Origin of the sequence: uncultured Dialister sp. (assembly GCA_900314595.1) — a bacterium.
Lineage (GTDB): Bacteria > Bacillota > Negativicutes > Veillonellales > Dialisteraceae > Dialister.
Map to the genome: position 1 here is coordinate 1 of OMVW01000022.1, position 15,620 is coordinate 15,620.

At 50.5% G+C, this 15,620-nt stretch carries 9 protein-coding genes; 5 read left to right on the plus strand and 4 right to left on the minus strand.

Annotation, left to right across the window (positions count from 1 at the left end):
- Positions 1-741 precede the first annotated feature (741 nt).
- From QZN42_RS06525 to QZN42_RS06535, 3 genes are read right to left on the minus strand one after another with little or no spacing between them, the layout of a single operon-like run.
- Positions 742-1,248, minus strand: a complete 507-nt coding sequence (locus QZN42_RS06525; protein ID WP_296955600.1) for a methylated-DNA--[protein]-cysteine S-methyltransferase — start codon at positions 1,246-1,248, stop codon at positions 742-744.
- Positions 1,249-1,255: 7 nt separating this feature from the next.
- Positions 1,256-1,963, minus strand: coding sequence for an alpha/beta hydrolase (locus QZN42_RS06530; protein ID WP_296955603.1), 708 nt, complete (start codon positions 1,961-1,963; stop codon positions 1,256-1,258).
- A gap of 1 nt (position 1,964) precedes the next feature.
- On the minus strand, positions 1,965-2,762 hold the full coding sequence (locus QZN42_RS06535) for an enoyl-CoA hydratase/isomerase family protein (protein ID WP_296955605.1): 798 nt from the start codon (positions 2,760-2,762) through the stop codon (positions 1,965-1,967).
- Between the two features lie 1,352 nt (positions 2,763-4,114).
- Between QZN42_RS06535 and QZN42_RS06540 the strand changes: the two genes are divergently transcribed.
- Complete coding sequence (locus QZN42_RS06540; protein ID WP_296955608.1) at positions 4,115-5,860, plus strand: GGDEF domain-containing protein; 1,746 nt, start codon at positions 4,115-4,117, stop codon at positions 5,858-5,860.
- 295 nt (positions 5,861-6,155) lie between these two features.
- On the opposite strand, the gene QZN42_RS06545 is transcribed toward QZN42_RS06540, so the two are convergent.
- Positions 6,156-7,502, minus strand: a complete 1,347-nt coding sequence (locus QZN42_RS06545; protein WP_296955610.1) for an MATE family efflux transporter — start codon at positions 7,500-7,502, stop codon at positions 6,156-6,158.
- Between the two features lie 790 nt (positions 7,503-8,292).
- Here QZN42_RS06545 and ileS point away from each other — a divergent pair.
- From ileS to QZN42_RS06565, 4 genes are all read left to right on the plus strand, one after another.
- A complete protein-coding gene (gene ileS, locus QZN42_RS06550) occupies positions 8,293-11,136 on the plus strand; it encodes an isoleucine--tRNA ligase (RefSeq protein ID WP_296955612.1) in 2,844 nt (947 codons plus the stop codon).
- A 312-nt stretch (positions 11,137-11,448) separates the two neighbouring features.
- Positions 11,449-11,850, plus strand: a complete 402-nt coding sequence (locus QZN42_RS06555; RefSeq protein ID WP_296955614.1) for a hypothetical protein — start codon at positions 11,449-11,451, stop codon at positions 11,848-11,850.
- Between the two features lie 72 nt (positions 11,851-11,922).
- Positions 11,923-12,861 carry a dipeptidase gene (locus QZN42_RS06560; protein WP_296955617.1) on the plus strand — a complete coding sequence of 313 codons (939 nt, stop codon included), beginning with the start codon at positions 11,923-11,925 and terminating at the stop codon, positions 12,859-12,861.
- A 520-nt stretch (positions 12,862-13,381) separates the two neighbouring features.
- The gene (locus tag QZN42_RS06565) at positions 13,382-14,980 is read left to right on the plus strand and encodes an ABC transporter substrate-binding protein (RefSeq protein ID WP_296955618.1); all 1,599 of its coding nucleotides are present in this window, start codon (positions 13,382-13,384) and stop codon (positions 14,978-14,980) included.
- Positions 14,981-15,620 lie beyond the last annotated feature (640 nt).

The window sequence follows — 15,620 nt, forward strand, 5'->3', positions numbered from 1 at the left end:
CAAGTGACAGAAGCACAAGCGCGTTAACGCGCAGCCAGTAATAAAAGGCCCTTGTGGCCGCATGTGAAGAACCACCAGCTATGCTGGTGGATTTCTTTTATTGGGACTTTGCACAGGCGGGGATGAAATGCCCGTTTTCCTCACTGATAGTTTCATCGGAAGGTGACCGATGGAATCACGGGATGAAGGTACATATCGAAATAGACCCGGGTGGTTAAACGCGTCCTCCCCGCGTCCGGGGAGGTGTCCAAAGGACAGAAGGGGCGTACGATCCCAGCCATCGGGATTGACCAGGAAAGGCTATGCGTACCGTAATGATCTTTGGGCCTTTGGGCAGCCGCTATGGTTTGAGTCAGCTGCGGTATTCGTGGTCCATGATTCGTGCAGGTGGGCGCCTCTTTTTTATTTGGAATATCTGGAAATAAAACTTTAAGGTGCAGCAGCTTTTGAATCGGGAATCCCGGGGGTGACGGGGTTATCGGGATTGTCGGGAAGGTGGCGGCCTGATGGCCGCCAGATATGTATGGGGAATATACACAGGCAGGGAGAAAAGCCCATAGAAATCAAAATGGGACTTACTGACGAAATATGCCTGAAGGGGGAAATCGGTCGTGGTTAGTAAAATGTGGCAAGTGCAGGTGGGCGCCTTGAAATAATCAGGGCACCCATTTTTATATGGAAATTTTACATCTGTTACAGAAAAAAGCCTTGAAGACTCCATGAGTCTCAAGGCTTTTTCATTTAAAGTACTTTATCCGCTGCCATGCCTTTTCTGCTTTCCGCCAGTTTTTTCCCTTCCAGGCGGAGGAGGATTTCTTTATTGTCCAGTCCTGCGCCAAAGCCGGTCAAGGTCCTGTTTTTGCCGATTACCCGGTGGCAGGGGATGAGGATTAAAATGTGGTTATTGTGGACAGCGCCTCCTGCGGCGCGGGAGCCTTTCGGATTTCCTGCTTTTGCGGCCACTTCTCCGTAGGTCATGGTCTCTCCATAAGGGATGGTTTCTAGGATTTTCCATACTTTTTTCTGGTAATCCGTGCCCACCGGGTCAAGGGGCAGGTCGAAGGATTTCCGCCGGGTGGCGAAATATTCGGAAAGTTCCTCTCTGCAGCGGCGGACGAGATCATTTTCACGGGTCTCTGCCTGCTTTTCGCAGCGTTCCACCCGGCGGAGTCCTTTTTCTGTGGCCCCTATTTCCAGAAGGCCTATGGGAGAATCCATATAGCCTTTGTAAATCATTTCCTTTTCCATAGCTGCCTCAAAGGATGGAGAGGCTGTGGGGCCCTTTCCAGGGCTTTCCCGTCAGCAGATAGCGGATGGCTTCCTCCAGCCGTTCCGCTCCATAGACGAAATGGTTTCCCTGGTTCGACTGGTAAATGATTTCTTTCCCCTGCTTTTCGAAAAGTCCGCGTATGGCAAGGGTGGCTTCTTCCACGCGGGCCATGCGGGGGTTCTTCGTCTTCTTTTCCTTATTTCCAAGGGACAGGTACACCCGCTGCACCTTTTCGGAAAGAGGATGAGTTTCCAGATAGAAATGGAAATCATCGTACCAGAGGGCGCCGGAAATGGAGGCCAGGGCGTCGAATTCATTCCGCTTCGTTCCTGCGTAGAGGGAAAAGAGGCCGGACATGGAAATACCGGCGAGCATCCTCTTTTCCGGCGGACGTTCGGGAAGGCTCTCCACCTTTGGAAATACTTCTGCTGCAAGGAGCGCCAGGAAATCGTCCGCTTTCCCCGAAAAATCTTCCTCCTGCCGGAATACTTTCGGAGCCGGCCAGGGGGAAAGGTCCCTGTTCCAGTCCATTCCGTCTATAAAAGCAAGGAGGAGAGGAAATTCTTCTGTGAGATGAGCGGTCTCCATGACTTCCGTCACAGGGATTGGGATGTAAATGACGGTTTCTGCCTTTTTATTTCCAAAAACGGAGACACTGACATGACCGGCAGTAAAGGTGGAAAGTGGATTCATATTATTTCCCCTGGAAATTTGGTTTTCTCTTTTCAAGGAATGCGGTGATGCCTTCCTTGAAATCTTCAGAGCCCGAGCACTGGGCAAGGTACACGGCCTCGTCCTTCATGTAATCTTCAAAGCCTTTATAGAGAGAAACGAACATGAGCTTCTTCATATTTCTATAGGCAAGGAGCGGTCCCTGGGTGAGTTTTTCGGCAAAAGCATAGACCGTGGGGAGGAGCGCTTCTTTCGTGGTCACTTCCTTGACCAGTCCGATGGAAAGGGCTTCATCCGCCTTCACTGCCCTGCCGGTGACAAAGAGGTCAAAGGCCCGGTGGCTGCCGATGATTCTTGGCAGGAAATAGACGCCTCCCGTATCCGGGCAGAGAGCGATGCCCACGAAAGCCTGCAGGAATTTCGCATTGTCCGAGCAGTATACGAAATCACAGGCAAAAGCAAGGTTTGCCGCACCGCCTGCACAGGCGCCGGCTACCGCACAAATGATGATCTTCGACATTTTTTTCATATAAAGTACGATTTCAGAAAGCTTCCCTGCCAGAGGGGCCATGGATTTCTGAGAGAAATCCGGTTCGTCGCAGTGTGCCTTCATGTAACGGATATCGCCGCCTGCAGAAAATGCCCGGCCCGCACCGGTCAATACCAGAACTTTGACTTCCGGATCCGCTTCTGCTGCTTTCAGCGCATCTTCCAGCTCCAGGGCCATATTCATATCCAGCGCATTCAATGTGGGCGCATAATCCAGGGTAATCGTCTCAATTCCCTTTTCGATGACCGTGTGAATCATTTTGTAAGCCATGACAAACCTCCTCAATGAAACTCAGACTTGGATTCGTTAATCTAATTATAACATTTATTGCTGAAGTGAGTGCTCAGGAGTTATCATTTGGCTGCAAGGAAGAAAGGCACCTTTATATAAAAAGAATCTATAATAAATTTCAAAAATAAAAACGGCTTTTTGTACTATATAGGCAGAGCTGAAGAAAACGCGCAAGTCCCTGCCGCGGCCATTCTCAGAGAAGGCGGGGAGCGAAGAAAAGCTCACTATATGGTACCATGTAGAAAAAAGAAACTAACTAACTTGTAAATGTTGAAAACAGAAAGCCACAAAGCGGATGACTGAAGAGCCCCCGCTTCGTGGCTTTTTGTGGTGAAATGAAAAAACGGATTTCGGACTTCGGATTTCGGGAAGGCAGGCGCCCTGATGGGCGCCGGATTTTTTTGTGGGGACTCTGCACAGGCAGGGCAGATATGGATTGAAAACCGTTCGACGCCTACCCATTAACAAAATGCACAGTTCTTCATTTGTAAGGACTAAAAGTCCTTCACCGATTAACCCATTAACCCCGATGTGCAGCCATCCATCAGCATGGACACAAAGTCATTCCATTCATTAACTATTAACCCCAATGTACAGCTTTCCATTCGTATGAAACGAAAGCCCATCGGCCATGATCCATTAACCTCAATGTACAGCCATCCATCAGCATGAACACAAAGTCATTCCATTCATTAACCATTAACCCGATGTACAGTCGTTCATTCGTATGAATCGAAAACCCATCTGCACAAAGTCATTCCATTCATTAACCATTAACCCGATGTACAGTCGTTCATTCGTATGAATCGAAAGCCCATCTGCCATGATCCATTAACCCCGATGTACAGCCATCCATCAGCATGAACACAAAGTCATTCCATTCATAAACTATTAACCTCAATGTACAGCTTTCCATTCGTATGAATCGAAAGCTCATCGGCCATAATCCATTAACCCCAATGAACAGCCATCCATCAGCATGGACACAAAGCCATTTCATTCATAAACTATTAACCCCAATGTACAGCTTTCCATTCGTATGAATCGAAAGCCCATCGGCCATGATCCATTAACCTCAATGTACAGCTTTCCATTCGTATGAATCAGAAGCCATTACCCATTAGCTATTACCTATTACCCATTACCCATTACCCATTACCCATTCCCCATTCCCTGCTTCCCCGACAGAATCCTATTTCTGCCAGTTTCAATTATGTTATAAACAATTAACTTTTCCGTTAGTTAATAGTATAATAAGATTGAAGTAAAATCATATTTTGTCATATTTCAATGCGATTAAGGTATTTTACGGGAGCAGGGAGGTGCCTGCGATGGGACTTGGCAGCAGGTTCAGGGCGATTCTTCGGTCCATCAGTCTGCCTGTTTTTCTGACAGGCCTCATCCTGACCCTTCTGGCGGATGTTTATATTTCTCATGAGGTTCGTGAGAGAAATCTGGAAATATTTACGCCTTTTGCGGTACATCGTATATCAGGGCTGCAGGATTCGCTGGGCTGGTTTGAAAGGCTCATGAGGACCATGGAGAGCCGGATCCAGATGAATCCGCGGGGATTTGCTTTTTATGCGGAAGAACTGCGCCTTTTCGTGGATGCGGATACGACGATCCGGAATGTGGAGGCTGTTCCTGCTTCCGGGGAGGATTTGTCTGCTTCGCCTCACATGGGACTTTCGGGAAGGAAACTTCTGGAAGGGAAGCTTTCCGCTGCCGCAAAGGCGGCTCGGGAAAAGCGGGGACCGGTGGTGGCGGATTCGGTGGATATCGGGGACGGCCGTTCCAGCCTCGTGATGATTCATCCTGTATTTCTGAGGGGAGATCCCGATTTCTGGGGCTATCTCCTGATGATTGCCGATGAAGAGGCTATCCTTAAGAAAGAAAATGTGACGACCCTGGTGGAGCAGAATCTGGATTATACGCTCGTTCATCAGAATGCCTGGGATGATGCGCCTCATGTGGTGAAGGAAGCAGGTCATACAAAGGACGGAGGTCCTTTTGCAAAGCTCACGATCCTCGGAGATGAGTGGCAGATTACGCTGCGCTCCACGGATCACAGTGTTTCCCGCTGGGCTATGGCTTTGACCACCATTCTTGGAATCCTTATTTCCGGAGGCATCGGTTTCCTCTGGAAGCAGAACCGCCGGCTTCTCATCATGGGAAGCACCGATGCCCTCACCGGTGTATACAACCGCAAGGGAGGCGACGAGGCAGTGGAGCGGTACCTGGAAGACCATAAAGGGGAACCGGCCATGGTCCTGGCGCTGGATATCGATAATTTCAAGGTGGTCAATGATGTGTACGGCCACAGGGCAGGGGACGATGCGCTTCGCCGGCTGGTGGCGGATATGAAGGATACTTTCGGGGAAGAGACGCTGATTACCCGCAACGGTGGCGATGAGTTCATCCTTTTCCATCCCTGCAGGGACCGGGAGGAACTGGTGAAGAAGCTGGATCATTTCACGGTGAATCCTCATATCGCTTACAGTCACGGGAAGGAAATCAAATTTTTCACTTCTCTGGGCTGCGCCGCGTATCCGGAGCAGGGCGATGTGTACAGCAAGCTCTGCGTGCTGGCAGATTATGCGCTCTACGGGGCCAAGATCAACGGCAAGGCGGGCTGGCGCCGGTACCTGGATCACTCCGACGAACCGAGGCGGAGGATGCAGTTCGGCTTCAATCTGGCAGACGTTTCCGAGCACATGCCGGGATCTCTCCTCGTGTGCCGGGCCGATGAAGAGGAGACCATCCTTTTCGCCAATATCAATACCATGCATCTTCTCGAGTGCGACAGTTACGAGGAATTTACGAAATACACGAAGCAGGGCTTCTTCTCCATCGTCCTTCCGGAAGACCTGGCGCAGATGAAACAGGAAATCATCGCACAGGGGAGAAGGAAGGAAATGACGAATTTCATCTGCTACCACGTAGTGACGTCCAAAGGAAATCAAGTATTCGTGGAAGGCTTCGGAAAGATGTACGACCATCCCATCTATGGAAAAGTCTTCTATATCTATATCTGGGACAAGAAACTCCGTCTGGAACGGATGAAGCAGAGCAGATAAATCAAAAGAAGCCGGCTGTGAGACAGCCGGCTTCTTTTCTTATGGGGAAAGGGAAAAGGGGTAAGGGGCGGAGGCACCGCTGATGCGGTGCAAAGTATGTATGGGGGATGTGCACAGGCGGGGATATCCGGTCGGATTCCTGGTTATTTATTAGCCATTAACCATTAACCTTTATATCCGGTTTTGCGGACGAAATGATACGAAAGTTATTCAGTTCATTACCTATTAACCACGATAGAAAGTTTCCAGTCCGGAATGAAAGTTTTTCTATCCATTAACCATTATCTAGCACCTATTACACCCGGAATCCTCTCCGCTTCACGTAGATAAAAGCGGCAAGGCAGAGGATAATCTGTACGAAGGTGGAAGAAGGAGTGGCGAGGCCTATGTGGAAGAGTCTCGGCGGTACCTCAAGGCTCATCAGGTAGGAAACGGGGACGCGGACCAACATGGAACCTATGATTCCCTGAATCATGACAAATCTGGTAAATCCGATGCCGTTGAAAAAGCCGATGGAGGAAAAGAGGATGGAGGTGAGTATACAGTCGATGGCGTAGGCCTTGAGGTAATCGGCTGCGCCTGCCCTGACGGCCGGATCGCCTGTGAAGAGGCCGGTCAGTATTTCTCCATGGAAGAAAGCGAGATAGAAGATGAAAATACCTGCGCAAAGGGCCAGGGCGATGGAATTTCTGAGGGTCCGCACTGCCCGGTCGAAACGCTCTGCCCCTACATTCTGTGCCACGAAGGCGGAAGTGGACTGGGCGAAGGCTGCCGGAATGAGCATGATGAAGCGGCATACCGACTCTGCCACCCCGATGGAGGCAGAAGCCGTGAGACCGAGGATGTTCACAATGACCATGATGAGGAGGAAGGAAAGAGAGACGAGGATATCCTGCAGGGTGAGAGGCAGTCCCAGACGGAGGAGCCGTTTCGTGATTTCCGGGGAAAAGCGGATATAGCTCACCCTGAAAGAAAAGGGGAGGGAGATATTTCTTATAAAAAGAAGGGAAATCAGGACAGAGGCGGCCTGGGAAATAATGGTGGCCCAGGCGGCTCCGGCAGCGCCCATCCCAAAGACCGCCACAAAGAGAAGGTCCAGGAGCACATTGAAAATGGAAGCGATGATGACTGCCATGAGGGGCGTCCTGGAATCACCAATCCCCCGGAAAATGGAACCGATGAGATTGTAGGAAATAATGGCCGTCATTCCCAGGCCGCAGATGCGGATATAGGAAACTGTCTGCGAAAAAGCTTCCTCCGGCGCATTCATGAAGGCAGCAAGTGCCGGTGCGCCCAGCACAAGGCCTGCCGTGAGAAGAAGCCCCAGGGCAAGGCAGAGGAAAATACCGCTTCCCACGATGCGCCCGCCTTCCTCCCCTTTCTTTGCGCCCAGCGCCTGACCCAGAAGGATGGTAATGCTGATGGCAAAAGACATCAGCATCATCATGAAAGTCATGGTCACCTGGTTTCCCGTGGCTACGCCGGACAGGTCGGCACGCAGCGCAAAATGACCCACGATGGCCATGTCTGCAGCTCCATAAAAAGCCTGGATGAACATGGCTCCCATAATGGGCAGCGCAAAGCGGATGAAAGGCCCCACGATGGGACCTTTCGTAAAGTCATGGGACGTATTTTTCGACATGATTTTTCCTTTCATATTATATATACATATATATTGTAGAGGAGGAAGATGGTTTGAGTCAATCGGGGAAGCGGGAGAGAAGACGGATTTGGGAATTGGGAATTGGGATTGCGGGAAGGTGGCGGCCTTGCGGCCGCGAGTTTTTTATTTTGCCTTCGGCTCCCATTCTTGGCTGCGGACTGTTGAGACATTCCGGAATTTGAGTCATTATCGACTTATACGATAGTAAGCCCCGCAACACCTGCTTTGGCGGAGCTTCCCCCGATGGGGGCCGGACGAAATTACCAGGCAAGTTTAGTGACAAAGGTGTGGTACAGGGCTTTTCAACCTCGCCTGTGCACATTCCCAATCAAAAAGGTGCCGCATCAGCGGCACACCTTCCCGATAACCCCGATAACCCCGATAACCCCGATACTCCCGATAACCCCGTGATTCCCGATTCAAAAGCTTATCATTTTACACTTGCCACTCAGGCGCCAATTGTCACAATTCCACATTTCCCCTTGACTTACGTAAACGATACAAGTACAATATAAAAATACTGACAAGCGTAGATGAAGACGTTTCGCATGCATGGCAGCCAAGAGAGCTCCCGGCCGGTGAGAGGGGGCGTGCATCAGGCGGATGGATCACTTCGGAGCTTCAGGGAAGAAAAGCCCTGACGGGACATCGTTAACTGTACCGAGTGGCCGGAAGGTCATCAGGGTGGTACCACGGGAAATATTCTCGTCCCTCACGGGACGGGATTTTTTTATTTCAGGAAATCAAATTTCCTTTAGGAGGATTAGAAATGGATTACAGCAAGACACTGCATCTGCCACAGACTGAGTTCCCTATGCGCGGCAATCTGCCGAAGAAGGAACCGGGCTTCGTGGAATTCTGGGCCAAAAACGACCTGTATGAGAAGAGACTGGAAAAGAGAAGAAAAGACGGCGCACCGGCTTTCGTTCTCCATGACGGACCGCCATACGCAAATGGCAAGATTCACATCGGTCATGCCCTGAACAAGACCCTGAAGGATATCATTGTCCGCTATAAACATATGGCCGGCTATGAAGCCAACTATGTCCCGGGCTGGGATACTCACGGTCTGCCGATTGAATACGCAGTACTGAAGGATTCCGGAGAAGACCGCGCGAACATGACTCCTCTGGAACTCCGCAGAAAATGCCTGGCTTATGCGAAGAAATGGATCGAAATCCAGAAGGCTGACTTCATCCGCATGGGCGTTGTGGGCGATTTCAAGCATCCTTATGTAACCTTTGACCCGCATCTGGAAGCCAAGGAACTGGAAGTATTCGGTGAAATGGCCAACAAGGGCTATATTTACAAAGGTAAGAAGGCCGTTTACTGGTGCCCGAACTGCGAAACCGCACTGGCTGAAGCAGAAATCGAATACAAGGACAGAAAGTCTCCTTCCATTTACGTCAAATTCCCGGCAGTGGACCTGAAGGGTCTCGCTCCGGAAGGCGTTCCGCAGGAAAAGCTCTTCTGCGTCATCTGGACCACCACCCCCTGGACCATTCCGGCCAATGAAGCCATCTGCGTGAACCCGAAATTCACCTATGTATGGGTTCACAACAAGGCAGCTGACGAATACTACCTGATGAACAAGGAACTGGCTCCGAAGTCCCTGGAAGAATGCAAAGTGACGGACTATGAATTCGTAGGCCGTGAAATGCTGGGTTCCGAATGGGAACTGGCTACTTTCCATCATCCGCTCCTCGACCGTCTGGCTTATGTGCTCGAAGGCAACCATGTTACATTGGATGCTGGCACCGGCTGCGTTCATACGGCTCCGGGACACGGCGTAGACGACTTTGAAATCTGCCAGGATTATAGAAATAAGGGCAAACTGGATCTTCCGATCATCTGCCCGGTTGATGAAAAAGGCAGAATGACCGCTGAAGCAGGCCTGGGTCTGGAAGGCAAGACCATCTGGGAAGTGGAAGGACCGGTCATTTCCGCTCTGGCTCATGCAGGCATGCTCCTCGGTAAGAAATCCATTCACCATCAGTATGCACACTGCTGGCGCTGCAAGAACCCGATCATCTACAGAGCAACCGATCAGTGGTTCGCATCCATCAATGATTTCAGAGACAAGGCACTGAAGGCTGTGGATGATACCCGTTTCATCCCGTCCTGGGGCCATGACCGTCTGTACAATATGATTCGCGACCGTCAGGACTGGTGTATTTCCCGCCAGCGTTCCTGGGGCGTGCCGATTCCTGCTTTCTACTGCGATGACTGCGGCAAATGGGTCATCACTCCGGAAACCATGAAGAAAGTAGAAGAAATCGTGGAAAAAGAAGGCACCGACGCATGGTGGATTCATTCCGCTGAAGAACTGCTGCCGGAAGGATTCAAATGCCCGCACTGCGGCGGCACCCATTTCCACAAAGAAAAAGATATCATGGACGTATGGTTCGACTCCGGTTCCACCTGGAACGGCGTACTCCGCTTCCCTCATGATGACTGGAAAGGCGTATCTTATCCCTGCGACCTGTACCTTGAAGGTTCCGACCAGCACCGCGGCTGGTTCCATTCCTCCCTCCTCTGCTCCGTAGCCGTTAACGGATATGCTCCGTACAAAGCAGTCCTCACCCACGGCTTTACCATGGACGGCGAAGGCAGAAAAATGTCCAAATCCGTAGGTAACGTCGTTGCTCCGCAGGATGTAATCAATAAATACGGCGCAGACGTGATGCGTCTCTGGATTTCCTCCGTCGACTATCAGGGCGATGTAAGACTGTCCGACAAGATCGTAAAGGGCATGTCCGACGTATACAGAAAGATTAGAAATACTTTCCGTTACCTCCTGGGCAACCTCTACGACTTCGATCCGAAGAAAGATTCCGTAGCCTATGAAGATATGGAAGAACTGGACAGATGGGCGCTCCTCCGTATGGAACAGGTGAAACGGACCGTCCTCAAAGCTTACGATGACTATGAATTCCATGTGATGTACCATGCAGTTCACAATTTCTGCACCGTAGACCTTTCCGCTATTTACCTGGACATCCTGAAGGACCGTCTCTACACCGAAAAAGACGATTCCCTCCTGAGACGTTCTGCCCAGACCGCCATGTATGAAATCCTGACCACCCTGGTCCGCCTCGTGGCTCCGGTACTCTGCTTCACTTCCGAAGAAGTATGGCAGGCCCTGCCGAATAAGGAAGAACGGGAATGGTCCGTTCATATGAGCGATATGCCGAAGGAAAATGACAAGTACCTGGACCAGGCACTGGATGAAAAGTGGAAGAAACAGCTCGCCATCCGTTCCGTAGTCACCAAGGCTCTGGAAGAAGCGCGCCAGGCAAAGACCATCGGCCATCCGCTGGATGCAGAAGTCACCGTTTATGCAGATGGAGAAGACTTTGCAGCCCTGAAAGCCATGGAAAAAGACCTCGCCGACTTCTGCCTCGTATCCCAGGCAAAGATCGTGGAAGGCACTGCAGCGGCTCCGGAAAATGCTTCCTCCAATGAAGAAGGCACCGTGAAGTGCACAGTGGCCGTATGCACCCTCGAAAAGTGCGAACGCTGCTGGAAACGCACTCCGGACGTAGATTCCGACCCGAAACATCCGCATGTCTGCGCAAGATGCGCTCACGTGCTGGAGGAAATGGGAGAATAATTTCCTTATCTGTCCCGGGGGCGATTTCAGACAATTGTGCTGAATCGTGATTCGTGGTTCGTGATTCGTGGTTCGTGAAGGATATGGTTTTCCTTCGGAAAACCAATTTTATATATCCGGCCTGCCGGCCGGCGGGCTTCGCCTCCCGTTTGAAGTGAAATAGGAAACCGCACTGGTTTTGTGAAATAGTCACAAATCGGTGCGGTTTTTGAATGGGGAATTAGAGTCATTTGTCCCGGGGACGATTTCAGACAATTGTGCTGAATCGGGGTTGTCGGGGCTATCGGGAGTATCGGGGCTGTCGGGAAGGATATGGTTCGCTGCGCGAACCAATCTTATGAAGTCGGCCTTCGGCCGACGGGCTTTGCCTCCCATATGAGTGGAAATAAGGAAACTGCACTGGTTTATGATTGGAAAGATGGGTTTCTTTTGTTTCAGCCGCCCCAATGGCAAACTATTGAGAAATCTGCACTGCAGTTTCATGACGTATATGGGGAGAATCATTGTTATACTGCAGGGCACCACCTTTCCACGGTTGGAAAGGTCCCGGAGCGCAGCGGAGGGGAAAAGGTCGACCAGCCAATGCAGGCAGAAATTGACTCTATCCCCAACTATATTCGTGATGCGGGAAGGTACATTTTTGCAGATTCAGGAAAAGGGAAAAATATCTCTATTAAAATACGTTGCAAAGAGGGACTCTTTTATTTACAATAGGAAGTATCAATTACAGAATCAGCAAAGGGGCGTGCGTGGGGCACGCCCTTTTCTGCATAGGAGGGGATTTTTATGCGGTACATTGATTTTCACTGCGATACGATCACGGAGCTTCATGACCATCCGGAGGCGGGGAGTCTTAGGGAAAATTCTCTATATATAGATATAAATAAATTAAAGAAAGGGGGCTGTTTCATTCAGGACTTTGCCCTCTGGGTGGACAGCGGGGTTTCTAAAGACCCCTGGGGAAGGTACGAAGAGCTGCTTGTCACTTTCCGAAAGGAAATGGCGGAAAACCGCTGCAGCATCACACCCATCCTGAACCGGGACGATATACGGGATGCGGAAGCGGACGGAAAAATCGGGGCGCTCCTTTCCATTGAAGGGGGAGAAGTGGTGGGAGGCTCCATCGAAAAGCTCCATCAGGTTTACAAAGACGGAGTCCGCCTCATGACGCTCACCTGGAATTATCCCAATGAAATTGCCTTTCCAAACGGCACGGAAGGGGAAGACAAAGGCATTACGAAAAGAGGCTGGGAAATCATTGAGGAAATGGAGCACCTCCATATGATTGTGGATACGAGCCATCTCAACGATATCGGAACCCGGCAGATTCTGGAAAAATGCCATGTGCCTCCCGTCGCTTCCCACTCCGATGCGAGAGCCGTCACCTGCCACCAGAGGAACCTTCCTGATGACCTCATCCGCCTTTACGGAGAAAAGGGAGGACTCATCGGCCTTAACTTTGCCAATCATTTCACGGGATTTGAAGAAATCACCACACTGGAAAATATCGTCCGCCACGCTGTACATATCAGGGACGCAGGCGGAATCGACGTCCTTGCCATCGGATCTGACTTCGACGGGATCGAGCCGAAACTGGAACTTAAAGACGCATCCGAAATGGGCCGCCTGGCCGAAGCCCTCCAAAACGGGGGATTTACGGAAGGGGAAGTGGAGAAAGTCTTCTGGAGAAACAGTCTGAGATATATCGGGGAGGTATTGATTTAGCGGCTTTTGCGATGAAATTGGATTTTCTCACGTAGTGGTGGTCGTTGTTCGTTATTCGTTCTTCGTTATTCGTGATGTATATGGTTCCCCTGCGGGAAATCAATTTATCTAGCCGGCTTCATCGACGGCCTTTGGCTCTCAACTGGCAAAAGAAAGCTGTTTTTAAATTGCTTGACGGAGCATAGAACAGATGTAATACATCTCGCCTGTGCACAGACCCCATATAAAATTCGTGCCCCGTCAGGGGCACACCTCCACGAAGAACGAACAACGAAGAACGAAGAACGAATATCGATCTTGCCTCTATCCACAAAAATCATCTTTATTTCCAAAAACATCATATCTATTTCTACAAATCTCTGCTGTAACTATTTACTTCCATGAAGTAAACGATTATAATAAAACTATCAGAATAACGAGACAAAGAAGCCTTTCCTTTTGGAAAGGCTTTTGTTGTCTCAAGGGCAATGGGGCCGCACTTTTGGGAAAGTGCGGCTTTTTTAGTCAGGGGGGATTATTTATGAAGAAACTTCTGAAAACTCTGGTTGCTGCTTCCTTGGTTGGTCTGACTGCTATCAGCTTTGCAGGCTGCGGCGGCGGTGGCGGGAGCAAGAGCTCCGCACCGGCAGCAGGCGGCGGTGTACCGAAGGATACCATCGTGGTAGGTATGCCGGTGGATCCGGAAACCCTGGACCCGGCAGTCACCATGGATAACAAAGGCTGGCAGATCACCTATCCGGCTTATGAACGTCTTGTGAAATATAAAACGGTGAACGGCAAAGCATCCACTGAAGTGGAACCGTCGCTGGCCAGGGAATGGAAAGTTTCCGATGACGGACTTGTCTGGACCTTCACCCTGAATGAAGGCCATAAATTCGCCGACGGAAGCGCAGTCGATGCCAATGCGGTTAAATTCTCCATTGAACGTGTCATGAAGATGAAGAAAGGCCCATCGGACTATTTCAAGATTGTGAAATCCATCGAAGCGCCTGACGCAAAGACCGTCGTCTTCACACTGGATAAACCATTTGCTCCATTCCTCTATACCCTTGCCGTTAACGGTTCTTCCATCGTGAACCCGAAGGTCATGGAAAAAGCAAAGGACAATGATATGGGCACCAATTACCTGGCTACCCACACCATGGGTTCCGGTGCCTATGAAATCACTTCCTACACACCGAGCCAGTCCATCAAGCTCGATGCCCAGAAGAACTATGCAGGAAAGAAACCGGCCATCCAGCACATCGTATTCAATTCCATCAAAGATCCTTCTGCCCAGAGACTGCAGCTCGAAAAGGGCGATATCGATATTGCGGAAGGCATTCCTATGGACCAGCTGGATCAGCTGAAGGATAACAAGGATATCAAGATTTACGACGATCCGTCCCTTTTGACCTCCATCGTTTACCTGAACAACCAGAAGGGACCGACGGCAAATAAAGTCTTCCGCCAGGCCCTCTCCTATGCTATTGATTACAATTCCATCATTGAAGGTGCAGTCAAGGGCAAAGGCAAACAGCTCACTGCAGCCGTACCGCAGGGCATGTGGGGCCGTGATGATTCCATCAAGGGGTATACCTATGATGTGAACAAGGCCAAAGAACTCCTGGCTGCATCCGGTGAAAATGTAACGGAAATGACTCTTCTCTACTCCGGCCATGCGCCCTTTGATGAAGCAGAAGCCCTCATCATCCAGAACAACCTGTCCCAGCTGGGCATCAAGGTCAACCTGGAAAAAGTGGCATGGGCTACCTTCCGCCAGCGCGCAGACAAAGGCGACTTCCAGATGGCTCTGGGCACCTGGAGCCCGGACTACTCCGATCCGCAGTTCTTCCTTTCCTACTGGCTTGACTCCTCCTACTGGGGCCTCCCGGGCAACCGCTCCTTCTACAAGAATGACAGCGTAGACAAGATGCTCCGTGAAGCAGAAGTCATGACCGACAAAGACAAGAGAACGGAAATCTACAAGAAAGTACAGGCCATCGCCTTCGACGAAGCGCCATACCTCTTCCTCTTCCAGACCGACGTACTTACTCCGATGAGAGCCAACATCAAGGGCTTCTCCTACAATCCGATGCTGGACAGCATGTTCGACTTCGAAGCTCTGTCCAAATCCTGACGGGATGTTGAGGTGCCCGGTTTATCCGGTTTAGTTTCGGGGCATGAAATATGGCTCCAGGTGGTGCTTAATTACAGACAGAACGGGAAAATGGAGGAATGAGTTTTTGAGGGAAACGGAATCCTCCGCCCATTCCCCTCTGCCGGTAAAAAAATCGGGGACTTCAACTTCATCTGGCAAGCGGAAAAGGACTTTGAAATAAAAGCCCTTTTTCGCGTTACTTGATTTTGCCTGCCGATTACAGCTTGAGCTTTTGAGGCATTTGAGCCGGAAGCTTCAAGGTATTCGTATGGCCTGCCGATAGCGGTTTGTGGTTCTGAGGCGACTGAGCCAGGGACTTTGAGGTATTCGTTATGCTTGAGACACTAACGATGCTGCCCGTAAATGAATCATGTCGAATCCGGCAGCCCGTCTCGCATCCGGGAGCGGGTGAAGGGGGCTATCCCAAGGACCATGTCGAAGTGGAAATACAGGTACAAGCGTTACGCGATTTCCTTTTAATCGTATATTACCCCGCCTGTGCATAATCCCCATATAAACTCGTCGGTGCATCAGCGCCGACACCTTCCCGCACCCCGCATCCCGCACCCCGAATTCTCGGAATTGACTCAATCGCGGCGTGCCGTGATGGGGCTGACTC

Bases quoted from the DNA above. Each gene is read 5' to 3' on its own strand.
- QZN42_RS06525 (WP_296955600.1), bottom strand. From the start codon at position 1,248: ATGGAAAAGGAAATGATTTACAAAGGCTATATGGATTCTCCCATAGGC.
- QZN42_RS06530 (WP_296955603.1), bottom strand. From the start codon at position 1,963: ATGAATCCACTTTCCACCTTTACTGCCGGTCATGTCAGTGTCTCCGTT.
- QZN42_RS06535 (WP_296955605.1), bottom strand. From the start codon at position 2,762: ATGGCTTACAAAATGATTCACACGGTCATCGAAAAGGGAATTGAGACG.
- QZN42_RS06540 (WP_296955608.1), top strand. From the start codon at position 4,115: ATGGGACTTGGCAGCAGGTTCAGGGCGATTCTTCGGTCCATCAGTCTG.
- QZN42_RS06545 (WP_296955610.1), bottom strand. From the start codon at position 7,502: ATGTCGAAAAATACGTCCCATGACTTTACGAAAGGTCCCATCGTGGGG.
- ileS (WP_296955612.1), top strand. From the start codon at position 8,293: ATGGATTACAGCAAGACACTGCATCTGCCACAGACTGAGTTCCCTATG.
- QZN42_RS06555 (WP_296955614.1), top strand. From the start codon at position 11,449: ATGGTTCGCTGCGCGAACCAATCTTATGAAGTCGGCCTTCGGCCGACG.
- QZN42_RS06560 (WP_296955617.1), top strand. From the start codon at position 11,923: ATGCGGTACATTGATTTTCACTGCGATACGATCACGGAGCTTCATGAC.
- QZN42_RS06565 (WP_296955618.1), top strand. From the start codon at position 13,382: ATGAAGAAACTTCTGAAAACTCTGGTTGCTGCTTCCTTGGTTGGTCTG.